Source organism: Rhodococcus sp. 06-1474-1B, assembly GCF_002258885.1.
Lineage (GTDB): Bacteria > Actinomycetota > Actinomycetes > Mycobacteriales > Mycobacteriaceae > Rhodococcoides > Rhodococcoides fascians.
Window position 1 is genome coordinate 330,026 of the sequence record NZ_NOYR01000023.1, and the last position, 16,225, is coordinate 346,250.

At 64.5% G+C, this 16,225-nt stretch carries 18 protein-coding genes; 13 read left to right on the forward strand and 5 right to left on the reverse strand.

Annotation, left to right across the window (positions count from 1 at the left end):
- The first annotated feature begins 391 nt into the window (after positions 1–391).
- Positions 392–2,653 (forward strand): polyribonucleotide nucleotidyltransferase, encoded by a 2,262-nt coding sequence (locus tag CH266_RS11800; RefSeq protein ID WP_027496765.1) that lies wholly within the window; start codon positions 392–394, stop codon positions 2,651–2,653.
- A complete protein-coding gene (locus tag CH266_RS11805) occupies positions 2,598–4,007 on the forward strand; it encodes a M16 family metallopeptidase (RefSeq protein ID WP_179284663.1) in 1,410 nt (469 codons plus the stop codon). Before CH266_RS11800 ends, CH266_RS11805 begins: the two co-directional genes overlap by 56 nt.
- Here CH266_RS11805 and CH266_RS11810 read toward each other — a convergent pair.
- Entirely contained in the window at positions 3,988–4,560 is a 573-nt protein-coding gene (locus tag CH266_RS11810; protein ID WP_094715323.1) for a TetR/AcrR family transcriptional regulator, read from the reverse strand. The genes CH266_RS11805 and CH266_RS11810 overlap by 20 nt on opposite strands.
- 53 nt (positions 4,561–4,613) lie before the next feature.
- Between CH266_RS11810 and CH266_RS11815 the strand changes: the two genes are divergently transcribed.
- Positions 4,614–5,288, forward strand: coding sequence for a lysophospholipid acyltransferase family protein (locus CH266_RS11815; RefSeq protein WP_094715324.1), 675 nt, complete (start codon positions 4,614–4,616; stop codon positions 5,286–5,288).
- Entirely contained in the window at positions 5,285–6,082 is a 798-nt protein-coding gene (locus tag CH266_RS11820) for an SDR family oxidoreductase (protein ID WP_094715325.1), read from the forward strand. The genes CH266_RS11815 and CH266_RS11820 overlap by 4 nt, the downstream gene beginning before the upstream one ends.
- 19 nt (positions 6,083–6,101) lie before the next feature.
- On the opposite strand, the gene CH266_RS11825 is transcribed toward CH266_RS11820, so the two are convergent.
- Together CH266_RS11825 and CH266_RS11830 are read right to left on the reverse strand one after the other, a co-directional pair.
- On the reverse strand, positions 6,102–6,845 hold the full coding sequence (locus tag CH266_RS11825; protein WP_094695480.1) for a polyprenol monophosphomannose synthase: 744 nt from the start codon (positions 6,843–6,845) through the stop codon (positions 6,102–6,104).
- Positions 6,846–6,931: 86 nt separating this feature from the next.
- Positions 6,932–7,699: a 2-phosphosulfolactate phosphatase gene (locus tag CH266_RS11830; RefSeq protein WP_094715326.1), complete on the reverse strand. Its 768-nt coding sequence runs from the start codon at positions 7,697–7,699 to the stop codon at positions 6,932–6,934.
- A gap of 71 nt (positions 7,700–7,770) precedes the next feature.
- Here CH266_RS11830 and CH266_RS11835 point away from each other — a divergent pair, with 71 nt between their 5' ends.
- Together CH266_RS11835 and CH266_RS11840 are read left to right on the forward strand one after the other, a co-directional pair.
- Positions 7,771–8,205 (forward strand): hypothetical protein, encoded by a 435-nt coding sequence (locus tag CH266_RS11835; protein ID WP_032366446.1) that lies wholly within the window; start codon positions 7,771–7,773, stop codon positions 8,203–8,205.
- Between the two features lie 125 nt (positions 8,206–8,330).
- The gene (locus CH266_RS11840) at positions 8,331–9,788 is read left to right on the forward strand and encodes an APC family permease (protein ID WP_032372590.1); all 1,458 of its coding nucleotides are present in this window, start codon (positions 8,331–8,333) and stop codon (positions 9,786–9,788) included.
- 2 nt (positions 9,789–9,790) lie between these two features.
- Here the strand turns inward: CH266_RS11840 and CH266_RS11845 are convergent, their stop codons facing one another.
- The gene (locus tag CH266_RS11845; protein WP_094715327.1) at positions 9,791–10,066 is read right to left on the reverse strand and encodes a hypothetical protein; all 276 of its coding nucleotides are present in this window, start codon (positions 10,064–10,066) and stop codon (positions 9,791–9,793) included.
- A 100-nt stretch (positions 10,067–10,166) separates the two neighbouring features.
- Here CH266_RS11845 and CH266_RS11850 point away from each other — a divergent pair, with 100 nt between their 5' ends.
- On the forward strand, positions 10,167–10,802 hold the full coding sequence (locus tag CH266_RS11850; RefSeq protein ID WP_141214521.1) for an AMIN-like domain-containing (lipo)protein: 636 nt from the start codon (positions 10,167–10,169) through the stop codon (positions 10,800–10,802).
- Between the two features lie 89 nt (positions 10,803–10,891).
- Entirely contained in the window at positions 10,892–11,341 is a 450-nt protein-coding gene (locus CH266_RS11855) for a chemotaxis protein CheY (protein ID WP_051365375.1), read from the forward strand.
- 1 nt (position 11,342) lies between these two features.
- Here CH266_RS11855 and CH266_RS11860 read toward each other — a convergent pair whose 3' ends face one another.
- A complete protein-coding gene (locus CH266_RS11860) occupies positions 11,343–12,056 on the reverse strand; it encodes an aquaporin (RefSeq protein ID WP_094715329.1) in 714 nt (237 codons plus the stop codon).
- 290 nt (positions 12,057–12,346) lie between these two features.
- Between CH266_RS11860 and CH266_RS11865 the strand changes: the two genes are divergently transcribed.
- The 5 genes from CH266_RS11865 to nuoE all read left to right on the forward strand — a co-directional run bounded on the left by CH266_RS11865 (position 12,347) and on the right by nuoE (position 16,224).
- A complete protein-coding gene (locus CH266_RS11865) occupies positions 12,347–12,706 on the forward strand; it encodes an NADH-quinone oxidoreductase subunit A (RefSeq protein WP_027496775.1) in 360 nt (119 codons plus the stop codon).
- Between the two features lie 71 nt (positions 12,707–12,777).
- Entirely contained in the window at positions 12,778–13,332 is a 555-nt protein-coding gene (locus CH266_RS11870; RefSeq protein ID WP_027496776.1) for a NuoB/complex I 20 kDa subunit family protein, read from the forward strand.
- Positions 13,329–14,033: an NADH-quinone oxidoreductase subunit C gene (locus CH266_RS11875; protein WP_174557255.1), complete on the forward strand. Its 705-nt coding sequence runs from the start codon at positions 13,329–13,331 to the stop codon at positions 14,031–14,033. Before CH266_RS11870 ends, CH266_RS11875 begins: the two co-directional genes overlap by 4 nt.
- Positions 14,033–15,331 (forward strand): NADH dehydrogenase (quinone) subunit D, encoded by a 1,299-nt coding sequence (gene nuoD / locus CH266_RS11880; RefSeq protein WP_094715330.1) that lies wholly within the window; start codon positions 14,033–14,035, stop codon positions 15,329–15,331. The genes CH266_RS11875 and nuoD overlap by 1 nt, the downstream gene beginning before the upstream one ends.
- Positions 15,328–16,224 (forward strand): NADH-quinone oxidoreductase subunit NuoE, encoded by an 897-nt coding sequence (nuoE, locus tag CH266_RS11885; RefSeq protein WP_094715331.1) that lies wholly within the window; start codon positions 15,328–15,330, stop codon positions 16,222–16,224. The genes nuoD and nuoE overlap by 4 nt, the downstream gene beginning before the upstream one ends.
- Position 16,225 lies beyond the last annotated feature (1 nt).

Here is a 16,225-nt window from a genome sequence, read left to right on the forward strand (position 1 = left end):
TCGATCGACGCGAGGATGTTGCCGATGCATGGTTCGACGCGCCGGTGTACACCCGACTCGCAGCAATAGTGCAGTAGCCAACGAGGCAGTGCTTAGACTGTTCCTCGTTGGCTTTCTGTGTTTGTACCGCAACATCAGGATAGTCAGCACGACCAGCGGATACACGGTATCCGCACACCGCCGTGTATGCCTGTCACGCCGTGGTGTCGGTCTTCGGTAGTGGCTTTTCGGATACGAGATCCGGAGGGCTTCGATCGATGGCCGCCTCCGCGCAGCCGCGTCCCGAGACGAACTCTCGGAGATGGACGGCACAGGTATGCCGCCACAGCCAGGAGGGCTGGTGGTGTGTCCACGCGGGCACGGCAAAGACGAGAGGACGAGAACAGAACACATGTCGGACACCACAACATTGGACGCCGAAGAAGGCGTCTACGAAGCAACAGCGATCATCGACAACGGCTCTTTCGGTAAGCGGAGCATCCGCTTCGAGACGGGTCGCCTCGCACAGCAGGCCGCAGGCGCAGTCGCCGCGTACCTCGACGAGGACACCATGCTGCTGTCGGCAACGACGGCGGGCAAGCACCCCCGTGAGGGATTCGATTTCTTCCCGCTGACGGTCGACGTCGAAGAGCGCATGTACGCCGCGGGCCGTATCCCCGGATCGTTCTTCCGCCGCGAGGGCCGTCCGTCCACCGACGCCATCCTCACCTGCCGCCTGATCGACCGGCCGCTGCGTCCGACGTTCGTCGACGGACTGCGCAACGAGATCCAGGTCGTCATCACGGTCATGAGCCTCAACCCCGCCGATCTGTACGACGTCGTCGCGATCAACGCCGCGTCGGCATCGACCCAGATCGCCGGTCTGCCGTTCTCCGGTCCGATCGGCGGCGTTCGCGTCGCGCTGATCGACAAGCAGTGGGTTGCGTTCCCGACCAACGAGCAGCTCGAGAAGGCCGTGTTCAACATGGTCGTCGCCGGCCGCATCGTCTCCGGCTCCGGTGCCGACGCCGACGTTGCGATCATGATGGTCGAGGCCGAGGCCACCGAGAACGTCATCGAGCTCATCGAGGGCGGCGCTACCGCACCCAATGAGGCGGTTGTCGCCGAGGGCCTCGAGGCCTCGAAGCCCTTCATCGCAGCCCTGTGCACCGCGCAGCAGGAGCTCGCGTCCAAGGCCGCCAAGCCGACCGGCGACTACCCGGTCTTCCCGGCGTACCAGAGCGACGTCTTCGAAGCCGTCGAGAACGCGGCGAAGATCCCGCTCAACGAGGCACTGACCATTGCCGGCAAGGCCGAGCGCGAGAACAAGCTCGACGAGGTCAAGGCTCAGGTCCTCACCTCGGTCGGAGACAGCTTCGCCGGCCGCGAGAAGGAGATCGGTGCCGCGTTCCGCGCACTGACCAAGAAGTCGGTTCGCCAGCGCATCCTCACCGATCACTTCCGCATCGACGGCCGCGGCATCACCGACATCCGGTCGTTGTCCGCCGAGGTCGCGATCATCCCGCGTACCCACGGATCGGCTCTGTTCGAGCGCGGCGAGACCCAGATCCTGGGCGTCACCACCCTCGACATGGTCAAGATGGCGCAGCAGGTCGACTCGCTCGGGCCCGAGACGTCCAAGCGCTACATGCACCATTACAACTTCCCGCCGTACTCCACCGGTGAGACGGGCCGCGTCGGTTCGCCGAAGCGTCGCGAAATCGGCCACGGAGCGCTCGCCGAGCGTGCTCTGCTGCCGGTGCTGCCCAGCCAGGCCGAGTTCCCGTACGCCATCCGCCAGGTCTCCGAGGCATTGAGCTCCAACGGCTCGACCTCGATGGGCTCGGTCTGCGCATCGACTCTGTCGCTGCTCAATGCCGGTGTGCCGCTGCGTGCCCCGGTTGCCGGTATCGCGATGGGCCTCGTGTCCGACGAGGTCGACGGCGAGACTCGCTACGTCGCCCTCACCGACATCCTCGGTGCCGAGGACGCGTTCGGCGACATGGACTTCAAGGTCGCCGGAACCAAGGACTTCGTCACCGCCCTGCAGCTCGACACCAAGCTCGACGGAATCCCCTCGAAGGTGCTCGCGGGCGCGCTGTCGCAGGCGAAGGACGCTCGCACGACGATCCTCGAGGTCATGGCCGAGGCCATCGACACCCCGGACGAGATGAGCCCGTACGCACCTCGCGTCACCGCGATCAAGGTGCCGGTCGACAAGATCGGCGAGGTCATCGGGCCCAAGGGCAAGATGATCAACTCCATCACCGAGCAGACCGGTGCCAACATCTCGATCGAAGATGACGGCACTGTCTACGTCGGTGCAGCGGACGGCCCGTCCGCACAGGCCGCGATCGACATGATCAACGCCATCGCCAACCCGCAGCTGCCGAAGGTCGGCGAGCGATTCCTCGGAACCGTCGTCAAGACAACGGCTTTCGGTGCATTCGTCTCGCTGCTCCCGGGCCGCGACGGACTGGTGCACATCTCGAAGCTCGGTAACGGCAAGCGCATCAACAAGGTCGAGGACGTCGTGAGCGTCGGGTCGAAGTTGCGCGTCGAGATCGCCGATATCGACAACCGCGGCAAGATCAGCCTCGTTCCCGTCGAAGACGACAATGCAGCTGCTCCCGCCGACGCTCCCGAGGCACCCGCCGAGGTCAGCGCTGAGTAAGAAGCAAGCGAGCCGAACGGTACGTCCCCTCGGGACGTACCGTTCGGCCGTTCCAGAGACCAGCGGCACCGACACGGGCGTTCGACGCACGACTCTGCCCGGCGGCCTTCGGGTCGTCACCGAGTTCGTTCCCGGCGTTCGCTCGGCATCGGTCGGTGTGTGGGTCGGCGTCGGCTCGCGCGACGAGCAACCCAGCGTCGCCGGTGCCGCGCACTTCCTCGAACATCTGCTGTTCAAGTCGACGCCGACGCGTAGTGCGCTCGAGATCGCCCAGGTGATGGACGGTGTCGGGGGAGAGCTGAACGCATTCACTTCCAAGGAGAGCACGTGCTTCTACGCGCACGTGCTCGACGAGGACGTCGCGCTCGCGATCGATCTCGTCAGCGATGTGGTGCTTCGTGGTCGGTGTAGATCGGCAGATGTGGACGTCGAGCGTCAGGTGGTCCTCGAAGAGATCTCCATGCGCGACGACGATCCCGAGGATCTCCTGGGAGATGCTTTCCTGGAAGCGATGTTCGGTGATCACCCGATCGGGCGTCCGATCATCGGATCTGTCGAATCCATCGAATCGATGACCCGTTCCCAACTGCATTCGTTCCATGTTCGCCGCTATACGCCGCAACGGATGGTCGTCGCCGTCGCAGGCAACGTCGATCACAAGCAGATCGTGTCGTTGGTACGTCGCGCCTTCGCGGGTCATCTGGAAAAGGGCCTGCGGCCGGCCGAAAGGCGTAGCGGTACAGCGCGATTGCGTCAGAATCCGACGCTGAGCCTGACCACCCGGGACAGCGAACAGGCGCATCTGTGCCTGGGCGTGCGGGCGTTCGGACGACACGAAGGACACCGCTGGGCATTGTCGGTACTGAATTCTGCTGTCGGCGGTGGGCTCAGTTCTCGCCTGTTCCAGGAGATCAGGGAAGAGCGCGGACTGGCTTACTCGGTGTACTCCTCGGTGGATACGTTTGCCGACAGCGGGGCGTTCTCGGTGTACGCGGGATGCCAGCCGGAGAACCTGGGCGAGGTCACCACGGTGATTCGCGAGGTGCTCGCCAAGGTTGCGGCCGAGGGCATCACCGATGCCGAGTGCGCTCGCGCCAAGGGTTCGTTGCGCGGTGGATTGGTGCTGGGACTAGAAGATTCGGGTTCTCGAATGAACCGTATCGGTCGCAGCGAACTGAACTACGGCAATCACCGCGACATCACCGACACTCTGGCGCGGATCGACAGTGTCGGCAACGACGAGGTACGCGAGGTAGCGGCCGTGTTGCTCGATCGTCCTTTCGGTGCCGCCGTCGTGGGGCCGTACAAGTCGGTCCGGCAATTGCCCGCGTCGGTCAAGTCTCTGATTCGCTGACGTTCCTGATCGCGTCGCGCACTGCGCGGCGGATCAGGGATGTCACCATCGGGGTGCCGCCTATGGGGTCGAGCGCCCGCGTGGAGTGCAGCGCCGCGATCCCGTGTACGGAGGTCCACAGTCTCAGCGCTGTGAACTGTGGATTCTCCGGCACGACGGCATCGAGTGTCGAGGTGAGAGCCTCGAACAGGGGTTGCGACTGTGCGCGCAGATTCTCGCCGGAGCCCTCGAGCAGGTCGTGTCGAAAGATGAGCGCGAACATCGCGGGGCGCCGCGCCGCGAACTGCACGTACGCGTGCGCCATCGCATCCAGTGCATCTCGGGGCGAATCCGACTGCTGTGCAGCAGAATTCAGTGCGGTCGAGAGATCGACCAGACCGACTCGGGCCACGGCTGCGGCCAAAGCGCTCAGTGTCGGAAAATACCGTCTCGGTGCGCCGTGCGATACGCCGGCTTCACGCGTGACCGCTCTGATGGTGAGCCCGCCCTGTCCCTCGTTTTCGAGCAGGCGGACGCCTGCGTCCACCAGTCGAGTCCGAAGGTTGTCAGCCACGTAGACATTGTCTACTCTCAGCCGTGACGATGTCCAGCCGAGAGGATCGATCAATGTGGTATCTGCTTTTCAAATATGTGCTGATCGGCCCGATCCTCCGAGTTCTCGGCCGTCCTTCGGTGGTCGGCGCAGACAATATCCCGAAGACGGGACCGGTGATCATCGCCGGCAACCACCTCACCGTCGTCGACTCGTTCTTTCTCGTCCTCCTGGTTCGTCGCCGAGTCACGTTCATCGCCAAGAGCGAGTACTTCACCGGCCGGGGAATCAAGGGCGCGGCGCTGCGTTGGTTCTACAGCGCGACAGGTCAGGTTCCCGTCGACCGCCGCGGGGCAGGTGCTTCGGCTCCGGCGCTCGATGCCGCGAAAAATATTCTGCGACAACGGAAGGTGTGGGCGGTGTACCCGGAGGGGACGCGATCTCCCGACGGCCGGTTGTACAAGGGCAAGACCGGGCTGGCAAGAGTAGCGCTCGAGACGGGAGCGCCCGTCGTGCCGGTGGTGATGCACGGGACGCTCGGAGTCAACCCGGTGGGCTCGAGGATGTGGCGGCCGGGCAAGGTGCGCATGGTCGTCGGCGAACCATTGAATTTCACGAGATACGCAGGGGGAGAAAACAGTAAAGCCATTCTGCGGGCGACCACCGATGAGGTGATGGCAGCGCTGGCGAACCTGTCGGGGCAGGACTACGTCGACGTGTACGCCGCGACAGTGAAGGACGCGGCATGACCTCGGACGCGCAGGCACGCGGAAGAACAGTCCTCGTCACCGGCGTCGGTCGGAGGGAAGGAATCGGCTTCGCCATCACCCGCAGATTGCTGCAGGACGAGCGCGCCCGCGTCTTCGCGCAATCATGCGATGCCTACGACGTCAGTGAACCGTGGGGAGTGGGAACGCCGGGAGCGGTGCAGGTTCTCGCCGAGTTATCCACTGCGCCAAGCAGACTCGGGAATCTGGACATCGATCTCTCCGATGTCGAAGCGCCTGCCGCCCTGTTCGATTCTGTCGAATCCAGGTTCGGTGCCGTCGACTCGTTGGTGATCAACCATGCGCGATCACAGCTGGGCGAACTGGGTTCTCTGACGGCAGAGAACCTCGACCTGACGTGGGCGGTGAACGTGCGCGCGTCGTTGCTTCTGGTGCAGGAATTCGCGCAACGGTACGTCGATCATCCTGACGGCGGACGCGTCGTGCTGTTCACGTCCGGGCAGGGAGAGGGGCCGATGCCAACCGAGATTCCCTATGCGGTGACCAAGGGTGCCATCGCCGCGATAACACCGACCGTGGCCGATTCCCTGATCGAACGTGGCATCACCGTCAACACGATCAATCCTGGTCCGACCGATACCGGTTGGGCAAGTGCGGATCTGAACGAGTTCGTCTCGCGCCACATGCCGCGCGGGCGGTGGAACTCACCGGACGAGGCCGCAGCGGTCGTGGCGATGTTGCTCTCGCCCGATTCGGGCTCGATCACCGGTCAGGTCATCGGCGCCGAAGGTGACTTCCGACGCTTCACGCCGTGATCACGGCGCGGCGCCTCGGTCAGAGCTTCTTCTTGTTCCGCAACAACTTCCAGGGCACCAAGGCAGATTCGAGCTGGACCGACAGGCTCATCTTGGATTCGCCCTCGCTACGCTCCTCGAACGTGATCGGTACCTCGGCGAGAGTGAGCCCGTGTTTGACGGTGCGGTAGTTCATCTCGACCTGGAACGCGTACCCGTTGCTCTCCACCGACGCAACGTCGATCGTGCGGAGCGTGCGGGCATGCCATGCCTTGAAGCCGGCGGTCGCGTCCTTGACTCCGAGACGAAGAATCGTGTTCACGTAGAAGTTGGCCCACGCCGAGAGCGCCTTGCGGTGCCACGGCCAGTCCGCGGCGACCGAACCGCCGGGGACGTAGCGCGAACCGAGCACGACCGCGGCGTCGGTGCTCAGCAGCTTGTCGATCATCGCCGGAATCACCTCGGTGGGGTGCGACAGGTCGGCGTCCATCTGGATCACGATGTCGGCTCCCTCGTCGAGGGCCCGTGTCATGCCGGCCACGTATGCGCGGCCCAGACCGTTCTTCTCGGTGCGGTGCAGAACGGAGACCTCGAGGGGACCGTCGATGGCGAGTTTGTCGGCGATGTCACCGGTTCCGTCGGGGGAGTTGTCGTCGACCACGAGAACACCGAGCCCCTCGACCTTCAGCCCGGCCAGCAGTTCGACCAGCTTGGGGAGGTTCTCGCGTTCGTTGTACGTCGGTACAACGACGGTGGTCTTCGGGGCGACTCGTTCCGTACTCACCACCGTATGATCCGTGATTCCGTGTTCCGATCAAAATTTCGGACACGATCGGCCGCGTCGGTGCGGGTTTCGGAGGCCCGATGGGGCTATCGGCCTCGGTGCTCGACGAAGGTATCGCCGCGCAGTATCGGCACGCAGGAACTCGAGTCGACCTCGGCGGCGATGTCGACGTCCTCGGGGTGGCCCATCGCTATGAGCTCCCGCCCCGAGCCGCATCGCCGCAGCTCGGTAGCTATATCCGACGCGGCCGCGTGCCACGCGGTCGCAGCGACCACCGCCTCGGGGGATGGATCGAACAGGCCGGACTCCACGAGGGGTGCCAGCACGGCTCCGGCACCCCACAAGTCCTCCACTGCGGGCCGCAACGACGAATCCGGCCATCTCTCACCGGCGGCTATGACGGCAATCACGCTGTGGGGATGGTCGTCGACGACCCACTGCGCGATCGCGGCGGCGTTGCGGAGCGATGCGCCCACGCACGTGTCGACCCGGGCGGCGAGTGCGTGGGCGATCGTGGAACCGTTCGGCGACGGCAACACGAGTCGTCTCGGTGGCGGTGCGGCGGCGCGCACGGTGGCAGGACACAAGCTGACGTCGCCCGGCGTGGCAACCGAACGGCCGACTGCGAGAACGGCGTCGTGTTGCTCGGCCAGGTGGGTGGCACGGTCGTCGCGCCATCGGCTGGGTACGACCTCGATTCCGGCGTCCACCGCCACCGTCAGAGTGGTCGTGAACGACAGGACGTCCACGACGACGGCGATGTCGGCACCGGCGACCACAGCGTCGATCGCGGACAGGCCCCACTCTAAGCGCAATGCGCAGTCGTTCTGAGTGTGGGCGGAGTCGACCGGCATTGCGGAACCGTAACCAACATTGTGTCCGGTGCTACGTTCGGCCCGGACAGCGGAACCAAGGGGAGGCGCGGATGCAGCTGGAGATCGACACGAAAGTGATCGTGTTCGCGTCGGGTGTGTTGCTGATGTGGGCGTTGGCGCTCGGAGTGCTCAAGTACCACCAGATGTCCACGTCGAGCGACGGAACCGCGCACCGATACGTCGACATCGCGCATCGGGCAGCGTTGATGTACTCCTTCGCTGCTCTCGTTCTTGCGGCTCTCGCGCACTACAGCGCCTGGCCGACGGTGGTCGACCTGACCGCAGCGGTGGTGGTGCTGGTGTTCTTCGTCGCCGCGATCGCCGGCTACACCGTGCACGGGATCCGGCGAGACACCGAGAATCAGTTCGTCCATCCCGTTCCGGGGACGCACCTGTTCATGCTCGCTCTGATCGTCGGCGAGATCGGCGGGACCGCGGTACTGCTGGCCGGATTTTTCGCCGAACAATTCTTGGGACGGTCCTAGTGTCGCTCGGTCCCGAGGACGGTTGTGACGCAAGCATTTCCGATTTGTCCGGATAACCGACAATCGCGAGAACAAACACCACCTTTCCTCCGGCGCGGAAACAGTGGATGGCTTAGCGTCGGGAAATGGGAATGTTTCGCACGAAGTCCGTCGACGAGATCGAGAGCGACGTCGACGACGAGGGGTCCGGCAGTCTGCGCAAGCAGCTCGGGTTACGCGACTTGGTCGGTTTCGGGGTCGGCATCGTCATCGGAACCGGCATATTCACGCTCACCGGTGTACAGGCCAAAGAAAATGCCGGCCCGGCGGTCGTGATCTCCTTCGTCATCGCCGGTGTCGTGAGTTTGCTTGCCGCACTGTGTTATGCGGAGCTTGCATCGGCCGTGCCGACGGCGGGCAGTGCGTACACGTACGCGTACGCCACCCTGGGGGAGCTGTTCGCGTGGATCATCGGATGGGATTTGATCCTCGAATTCGCTTTGGGTGCTGCCGTTGTCGCTCGAAGCTGGTCCGGCTACCTCGCGGATCTCTTTTCTCTGCCACCCAGCTTGTTCACCGAGGAAGCGCCGGTGAACGTGGGGGCTGTTGCCATCGTCGCGGTGCTGGGCGTCATTGCCGCTGTGGGAGTCAAGGAGTCGGCGCGAGTGACCAACGTGCTGGTCCTGATCAAGGTTGCCATTTCGGTGTTCATCGTGATCGCCGGCCTGTTCTTCGTCCAGAAGTCGAACCTGGTTCCGTTCGTGCCCGAGTCCGTGCCCGCCGAGGCCGGTGGCTCGACGCTCGATCAGCCCCTGATGCAGGCCGTGGCCGGAATCGCACCCTCGGCGTTCGGATTTGCCGGCGTCGTCACCGCTGCAGCGGTCGTGTTCTTCGCCTACACAGGATTCGAGGCCGTTGCCAATCTCAGTGAGGAAGCCGAGCGGCCCGCCCATGATCTGCCTCGTGCACTGATCGGCACGCTCGTGGCATGCACCTTGCTGTACATGATGGTCGCGTTCGTCGTCACCGGCATGGTGAAATACACCGACCTCGACGACAGCGCTCCCATTGCCAAGGCGTTCGATTCTGTGGGTGCAGGCTGGGCGGGTGTTCTGGTCTCGATAGCGGCCGTCGCAGGTCTGACGTCGGTCATTCTGGTCGAGTTGGTGACCATCAGCCGAATCGGCTTCGCGATGGGCCGGGACGGTTTGCTACCCAAGTCGGTTGCGAAGGTGTCTCCCCGTTTCGGGACTCCGACCCGGTTGACCGTCGGCGTCGTGGTGTTCGTGGCGCTGCTGGGGGCCCTGGTACCGCTGAAGGAGCTGGCCGAGATGGTCAGCATCGGAGCCCTGTTCGCGTTTCTGCTGGTCTCGGCGGCAGTGCCGATCCTGCGTCGGACCAAGCCGGATCTCGAGCGGCCCTTTCGGGTTCCGCTCTCTCCCGTCGTGCCGATTCTGTCCGGGCTCTCGTGCGTCTACCTGATGGCCAACCTGGTGGTGGAGACGTGGATTCGGTTCCTGGTCTGGTTGGCCCTCGGTCTGTTGATCTACTTCGCCTACGGGCGCCGCAACGCGAGGTTGGCGACCGAGGTGGTCGACCGATAGACCTACCGTCGGTCGAGGTAGAGCTCCGCCGTCTCCGTTGCCACGGCCGCGACCGCCGAGGCGAGGCCGGGCTCGAGATCCAGAGCCGTCGCGAGTGGCTCGCCGCGAAGATTCGACGATCGAAGCAACTCCCAGGCCCGCTCGACCAGTCGCACCGAGGTCGGGTGGTCCAATTCCGGTCGGTTGGACCGCAGCGCGGTGGCCGCCCAGTCCGCGTCGAACGTCCCGTTGGGAGGTCCGAACACGCGTTCACCGGACGAATAGCTCGTGGACTCCATGCTCGACGACGCTAGCAGGATTTGCGGCAGGTGGGACCGTGACCGAACTGCGGCCGATCGACACTATCGAACCGATCGGTTTCATCTGTACGGTGAGTCGATGAGCGAGGGGTATCGCAGGCCTGTGGCGGCCGGGTCGGTCGTAGCACCACTGCTCGCTGCTGTGCTGCTCGTCGGTTGCTCCGCCGGTGAGGCACCTCGCCCGACGCCCGATGCGTCACCGCCACCGAACTTCGAGACCGCCACCGGCTCGCTCGTGGTCGGTGACCCGTTCACCGCGCCGACCGCCCCGACCGAAACGCTGCCGCCGGTCGTGCCGGGACTGTCGCTGGAGGGAATTCGTCACCCGTCGGGCTCACCCGTGGCGGTGACGGACGTAATGTTGGGAGCCTCCTCCGTCGAGTATCGACTGGGCGGCAACGGGCCGGTGTCCTACACGGTGCGCTACGTCGACGAGGCCGTCCGATACGGAACCAGTGAGCCGGTCGCGCTTCCCGGGCGAGCCGTACTCCAGGTCGACATCGCCGGTACCTCGACCGAGCCGGATGTCACCGTCGTTCCGTATGCCGGGCCGGATCGGATTCGCAACGAGCCGGACTCCGCCGTGGTGGCAGTCGACTTCCTGGCCGATGCCGATGGAATCTCACAGTCCTTCGTCGCCGTGGCGTCCGACCGTCCGGACTTCGCGGTGCACAGCACCGAGGAACCGGCCGCCGTGGTCGTCACCATCTCCTGAGCTGCCGCCACACGACGTCGACGACGCGAAAGTACCTCTGCGACGTGCGTTCGGGCCCGGTCCACCGGGGGCCGCGCTACCATCGCGGTGTGTCCGACGCCACAGCGAGAGCAAGTTCGGCAGGTCAGGTGCATGTGCTCGTGTACAGCAGTAACGCGGCCACGCGCGCTCAGGTGATGTCTGCGGTGGGCACCCGGCCCGATCCGGCGCTCGGCGTCGTCGACTTCGTCGAGGTTGCCACCGCGGCCGTGGTCATCGAGCACCTGGACGCGGGTGGAATCGATGTGGCGATCCTCGACGGTGAGTCTTCGCCCGTCGGCGGACTGGGTTTGGCCAAGCAACTCAAGGACGAGATCGACGACTGCCCGCCGGTGCTGGTGCTCATCGGACGCCCCGACGACCGGTGGTTGGCCGACTGGTCGCGCGCCGAGGCCGCAGTTCCCCATCCAGTGGATCCGATCCGACTCGGGCGCGCGGTGGTCGATCTGCTGAGGCAGCACTCGGGTCGCGTCGGTGCCAGGGTCTCTCGATCGCGGTAGATCAGACCGTTTTCTCCGATGCGGGCACCGTCAGCACGAACCGGTGGATCGAGCCGGCGACAGCAGCTCCGAGCACGGGGAACACCACGAACACCCACAGTTGTGACAGGGCAGGGCCGCCGGCGACGAGGGCGGGGCCGAGGGACCGAGCAGGGTTGACCGAGGTCGAGTCGATTCCTATGCCCAGCAGGTGAACCACGGTCAGGGTCAGGCCGATCGGGATGCCGGCCGCCACGACGGGGTGAACGGTGGGGGCCGTGGTGGCGAGTACGACGAGGACGAGCAGGCCGGTCGCGATCGTCTCGAACACCGCGACCGACGCCAAGCCGTACGCTCCGGGCGAGGAGCTGCCGAATCCGTTGGTGCCCAGACCGTCCGACGACATGTCGTACCCGGGACGGCCTGATGCGACCAACAGTACGACCAGCGCGCCGATCACTGCACCTGCGGCCTGGGCGGCGATGTAGAACGCAGCCTTGATCGGGGTGATGGCGCGAGCTATCAGGGCTCCGATCGTCACGGCCGGGTTGATGTGGCAGCCCGAGATCGGGCCGATCGCGTAGACGAGGGCAAGCAGTGTGAGTCCGAACGCCAGGGCGATGCCCGGGGTTCCGACGGTGTCGCCCGCGATGACGGCGGTGCCGACGCCGAATATCACGAGCAGGGCAGTTCCCAGTCCCTCGGCGGCGAGCGTCGAGACGGAAATCGACTTCATCGTCTCTCCTTAGTGATGGCGGCAGCCCGGGTCGGGTGGCCGGAAATGTTCGGTGATTGGTCGTCCCTCGCGGTGTGGACCGCATGTGAGGCGAGAGTGATGTGAATCACATAGATGAGTGGGTCCGAGGGTGGGTGGCCCATGCGCGTCAACGGTTTACGAAACTGGACTGCTCGAAATCCCGCGAGATCTGCACCGAACCCATACTGTGTGGTTCAGGTCACATTGGTACGGCCGTCGCATTTACTTTCGCGGCGGCGCGGTCGTCGATCGAGGGAGCGGATGCCCGAATGAACGCCTACGTTCCGATTCTCGTCCTGGGTGCCGTCGCAGTCGCGTTCGCGGTCTTCTCGGTGATGGTCGGCACGATGGTGGGACCCGCCCGATACAACCGAGCGAAGTTCGACGCGTACGAATGTGGAATCGAACCCACGATGCATGCGCCTACGGGACAACGATTTCCGGTGAAGTTCTATCTCACCGCGATGCTGTTCATCATCTTCGACATCGAGATCGTCTTCCTCTATCCCTGGGCCGTCCACCTCGACGTTCTCGGTGCGTTCGGGCTCGTCGCGATGGCGTTGTTCGTCGTGAACGTGTCGGTGGCCTACGTGTACGAGTGGCGGCGAGGCGGGCTCGGTTGGGACTGACCACACGATCTCGGATACGACGACGGAACGATGCACTGTTCTCATTCTGCGGAAGCGAAAGAGCGTGATCGATGGGACTCGAAGAGAAGCTACCCAGCGGATTCCTGCTGACCACCGTCGAGGGGTTGGCCGGGTACGCACGTAAGGGCTCGCTGTGGCCCGCCACCTTCGGGCTCGCATGTTGTGCCATCGAAATGATGGCCACCACGTCCGGCCGTTTCGATCTCGCGCGATTCGGAATGGAAGCGTTTCGCGCGTCCCCCCGGCAGGCGGATCTGATGATCGTGGCCGGCCGCGTCAGCCAGAAGATGGCTCCGGTGTTGAGGCAGGTCTACGACCAGATGGCAGAACCGAAATGGGTTCTCGCCATGGGTGTCTGTGCATCCTCGGGCGGAATGTTCAACAACTACGCGGTGGTCCAGGGAGTGGACCACATCGTGCCCGTCGACATCTATCTCCCCGGGTGCCCGCCTCGGCCCGAGATGCTGCTCAACGCAATCCTGGAGTTGCACAAAAAGATTCAGCAGATGCCGTTGGGTGTGAACCGGGAACAGGTGCGAGCGGCCGCCGAGGCGGCTGCACTCTCGTCCACCCCGACGATCGATCTGAAGGGTTTGCTCCGATGACGGCGCAGCCGCCGGGTGGGATGTCTCAGCCGCCAGGAAAAATGTCTCAGCGGCCACGCGGGATGTTCGGGGTTCGCGGTAGTGGCGACACGTCGGGCTACGGCCGATTGGTGCCGCCGGCGGCAGCGGAGGACACCGCGACGCGGCCCTACGGCGGCTACTTCGATGCCCTCGTCGATCGGTTGGCCACCGTCCTTCTTGCTGTGAACCCCGTCGCTACGTTCGACGCCGCCGTCGAACGGGTGGTGATTCATCGCGGCGAATTGACGCTGCATCTGGTGCGGGAGTACGTGCCTGCCGTCGCCCAGGCGCTACGGGACGACGAAGAATTGCGATTCGAATTGTGTACCGGCGCATCGGGTGTGCACTATCCGGACCTGATCGGCCGGGAGTTGCACGTTGTGTACCATCTGGTCTCCATCACGCACGGCCGTCGGCTCCGACTCGAAGTTGCCGTCCCCGACGACGATCCACACAGTCCGTCGCTGTGCGGGGTGTATCCCACCAACGACTGGCACGAGCGCGAGGTCTACGACTTCTTCGGCATCGTCTTCGACGGTCATCCTGCATTGACGCGGATCGAGATGCCCGACGACTGGGTCGGTCATCCACAACGCAAGGACTATCCGCTGGGCGGAATTCCCATCGAGTACAAGGGCGCTCGCGTCGCGCCTCCCAACGAGCGCAGGTCGTACAACTGATGAGTGCAACGGACGAAACCATCTACGCGGTCTCCGGACAGGACTGGGACGACGTCGTCGAGTTGGCCCGCGGATCGAGTACCGAGCGGATCGTGGTCAACATGGGCCCGCAGCACCCGTCAACACACGGCGTGCTGCGGTTGATTCTCGAAATCGAGGGCGAGACCGTCACCGAGGCTCGTTGCGGGATCGGGTATCTGCACACGGGAATCGAGAAGAATCTCGAGTACCGAAACTGGACCCAGGGCGTCACGTTCGTCACCCGCATGGACTACCTGTCGCCGTTCTTCAACGAAACCGCATACTGCCTCGGCGTGGAGAAGCTACTGGGTATAACCGACGACATTCCCGAGCGCGCCACGGTGATCCGGGTGATGCTGATGGAGCTGAATCGCATCTCGTCGCATCTCGTCGCATTGGCCACGGGCGGAATGGAATTGGGAGCGGTCACCGCGATGCTGTTCGGGTTCCGTGAGCGCGAGCTGATACTCGACGTCTTCGAGGCCATCACCGGCCTGCGCATGAACCACGCCTACATCCGGCCGGGCGGACTGTCGCAGGACCTACCCGAGGACGCGGTCGGCAGGGTACGCGAGCTCCTTCGCGTGCTGCCGGGACGCCTGCGCGACCTCGAACTCATGCTCAACGACAACCCGATCTGGAAAGCCAGAACCGAGAACGTAGGTTATCTGGATCTCACCGGATGTATGGCGCTGGGCGTCACCGGTCCGGTGCTGCGTTCGACCGGACTGCCCTACGACCTGCGACGGTCCGATCCGTACTGCGGGTACGAGAACTACGAGTTCGACGTGGTGACCGACACCGGATGCGACTGCTACGGGCGATATCTGATTCGCGTCGAAGAAATGAAGGAATCGCTCAAGATAGTCGAACAGGCCCTCGACCGCCTGCATCCCGGCCCGGTCGTCATCGACGACAAGAAGATCGCGTGGCCGGCCGAGCTGGTCTCGGGACCCGATGGCCTGGGCAACTCTCAGGAGCATGTGCGGACCATCATGGACACCTCGATGGAATCGCTGATTCACCACTTCAAACTGGTGACCGAGGGAATGCGGGTCCCGGCCGGCCAGGTGTTGTCCTCGGTGGAGTCGCCGCGAGGGGAGCTCGGGGTACACATCGTCAGCGACGGTGGAACCAGGCCGTACCGAGTGCATTTCAGAGATCCGTCCTTCACCAACCTGCAAGCGGTGGCGGCAATGTGCGAGGGCGGAATGATCTCCGACGTCATCGCCGCGGTCGCCAGTATCGACCCGGTGATGGGTGGGGTGGATCGATGACCGCGCAGCCCCAGTCGGAACCGGTTCTGATCCAACTCGGAGCCCGGCCGGACGAACCGGTGCAACTGGCCACGCCGGGTGCACGAACGTCGTATCCCGCCGAGGTGCTCGCCCGGCTGCACGCCGACGCCGATATCGTCGTCGCGCGCTATCCGCAGGCCAGATCGGCCCTGCTGCCGCTGCTCCATCTCGTGCAAGCCGAGGACGGCTGCCTCACGCCCGCTGGAATCGAATTCTGCTCGGAGGTACTCGAACTCACCGGGGCGGAGGTGACTGCAGTCGCGACCTTCTACTCGATGTATCGACGCGAACCCACCGGGACGTACCGCGTCGGCGTGTGCACCAACACGCTGTGTGCTGTCATGGGCGGCGACGCCATCATGGACGCGCTGCGTGATCACCTGGATGTCGAGCACGGAGGTACCACCGCCGACGGCACGATCACCCTCGAACACATCGAGTGCAATGCCGCATGCGATTACGCCCCGGTGATGATGGTCAATTGGGAGTTCTTCGACAACAGCACCCCGTCGTCTGCGCGGGATCTGGTCGATGCACTTCGATCCGGCACCCAGGTCACACCGACGCGTGGAGCACCGCTGTGCACGTTCCGCGAGACCGAGCGGATTCTCGCCGGATTTTCCGACGATCGGCCCGAGGCACTCGAAGCGACCGGTAGTGCAGGCGATGCCACCCTGGCCGGACTGCGATACGCGCGCGAACACGCGATGTCGGCACCCGAGGCCGGGGCACGACCGAACGACGATCACCCGGACGTCGGAGCCGCGGCCGCACCGGAGACGGTGCGAGACAAGCCCGCACCGGCACCCTCGGCGACCGTGCCACCACAACCGAACACCACCGAGACCGATCCACCGACGAAGGGAGCGTGAC

Excerpts from the sequence above, each read along its gene's own strand:
- CH266_RS11800 (WP_027496765.1), top strand. The coding sequence starts at position 392 with ATGTCGGACACCACAACATTGGACGCCGAAGAAGGCGTCTACGAAGCA.
- CH266_RS11805 (WP_179284663.1), top strand. The coding sequence starts at position 2,598 with ATGCAGCTGCTCCCGCCGACGCTCCCGAGGCACCCGCCGAGGTCAGCG.
- CH266_RS11815 (WP_094715324.1), top strand. The coding sequence starts at position 4,614 with ATGTGGTATCTGCTTTTCAAATATGTGCTGATCGGCCCGATCCTCCGA.
- CH266_RS11820 (WP_094715325.1), top strand. The coding sequence starts at position 5,285 with ATGACCTCGGACGCGCAGGCACGCGGAAGAACAGTCCTCGTCACCGGC.
- CH266_RS11830 (WP_094715326.1), bottom strand. The coding sequence starts at position 7,699 with ATGCCGGTCGACTCCGCCCACACTCAGAACGACTGCGCATTGCGCTTA.
- CH266_RS11835 (WP_032366446.1), top strand. The coding sequence starts at position 7,771 with ATGCAGCTGGAGATCGACACGAAAGTGATCGTGTTCGCGTCGGGTGTG.
- CH266_RS11840 (WP_032372590.1), top strand. The coding sequence starts at position 8,331 with ATGGGAATGTTTCGCACGAAGTCCGTCGACGAGATCGAGAGCGACGTC.
- CH266_RS11845 (WP_094715327.1), bottom strand. The coding sequence starts at position 10,066 with ATGGAGTCCACGAGCTATTCGTCCGGTGAACGCGTGTTCGGACCTCCC.
- CH266_RS11850 (WP_141214521.1), top strand. The coding sequence starts at position 10,167 with ATGAGCGAGGGGTATCGCAGGCCTGTGGCGGCCGGGTCGGTCGTAGCA.
- CH266_RS11860 (WP_094715329.1), bottom strand. The coding sequence starts at position 12,056 with ATGAAGTCGATTTCCGTCTCGACGCTCGCCGCCGAGGGACTGGGAACT.
- CH266_RS11865 (WP_027496775.1), top strand. The coding sequence starts at position 12,347 with ATGAACGCCTACGTTCCGATTCTCGTCCTGGGTGCCGTCGCAGTCGCG.
- CH266_RS11870 (WP_027496776.1), top strand. The coding sequence starts at position 12,778 with ATGGGACTCGAAGAGAAGCTACCCAGCGGATTCCTGCTGACCACCGTC.
- CH266_RS11875 (WP_174557255.1), top strand. The coding sequence starts at position 13,329 with ATGACGGCGCAGCCGCCGGGTGGGATGTCTCAGCCGCCAGGAAAAATG.
- nuoD (WP_094715330.1), top strand. The coding sequence starts at position 14,033 with ATGAGTGCAACGGACGAAACCATCTACGCGGTCTCCGGACAGGACTGG.
- nuoE (WP_094715331.1), top strand. The coding sequence starts at position 15,328 with ATGACCGCGCAGCCCCAGTCGGAACCGGTTCTGATCCAACTCGGAGCC.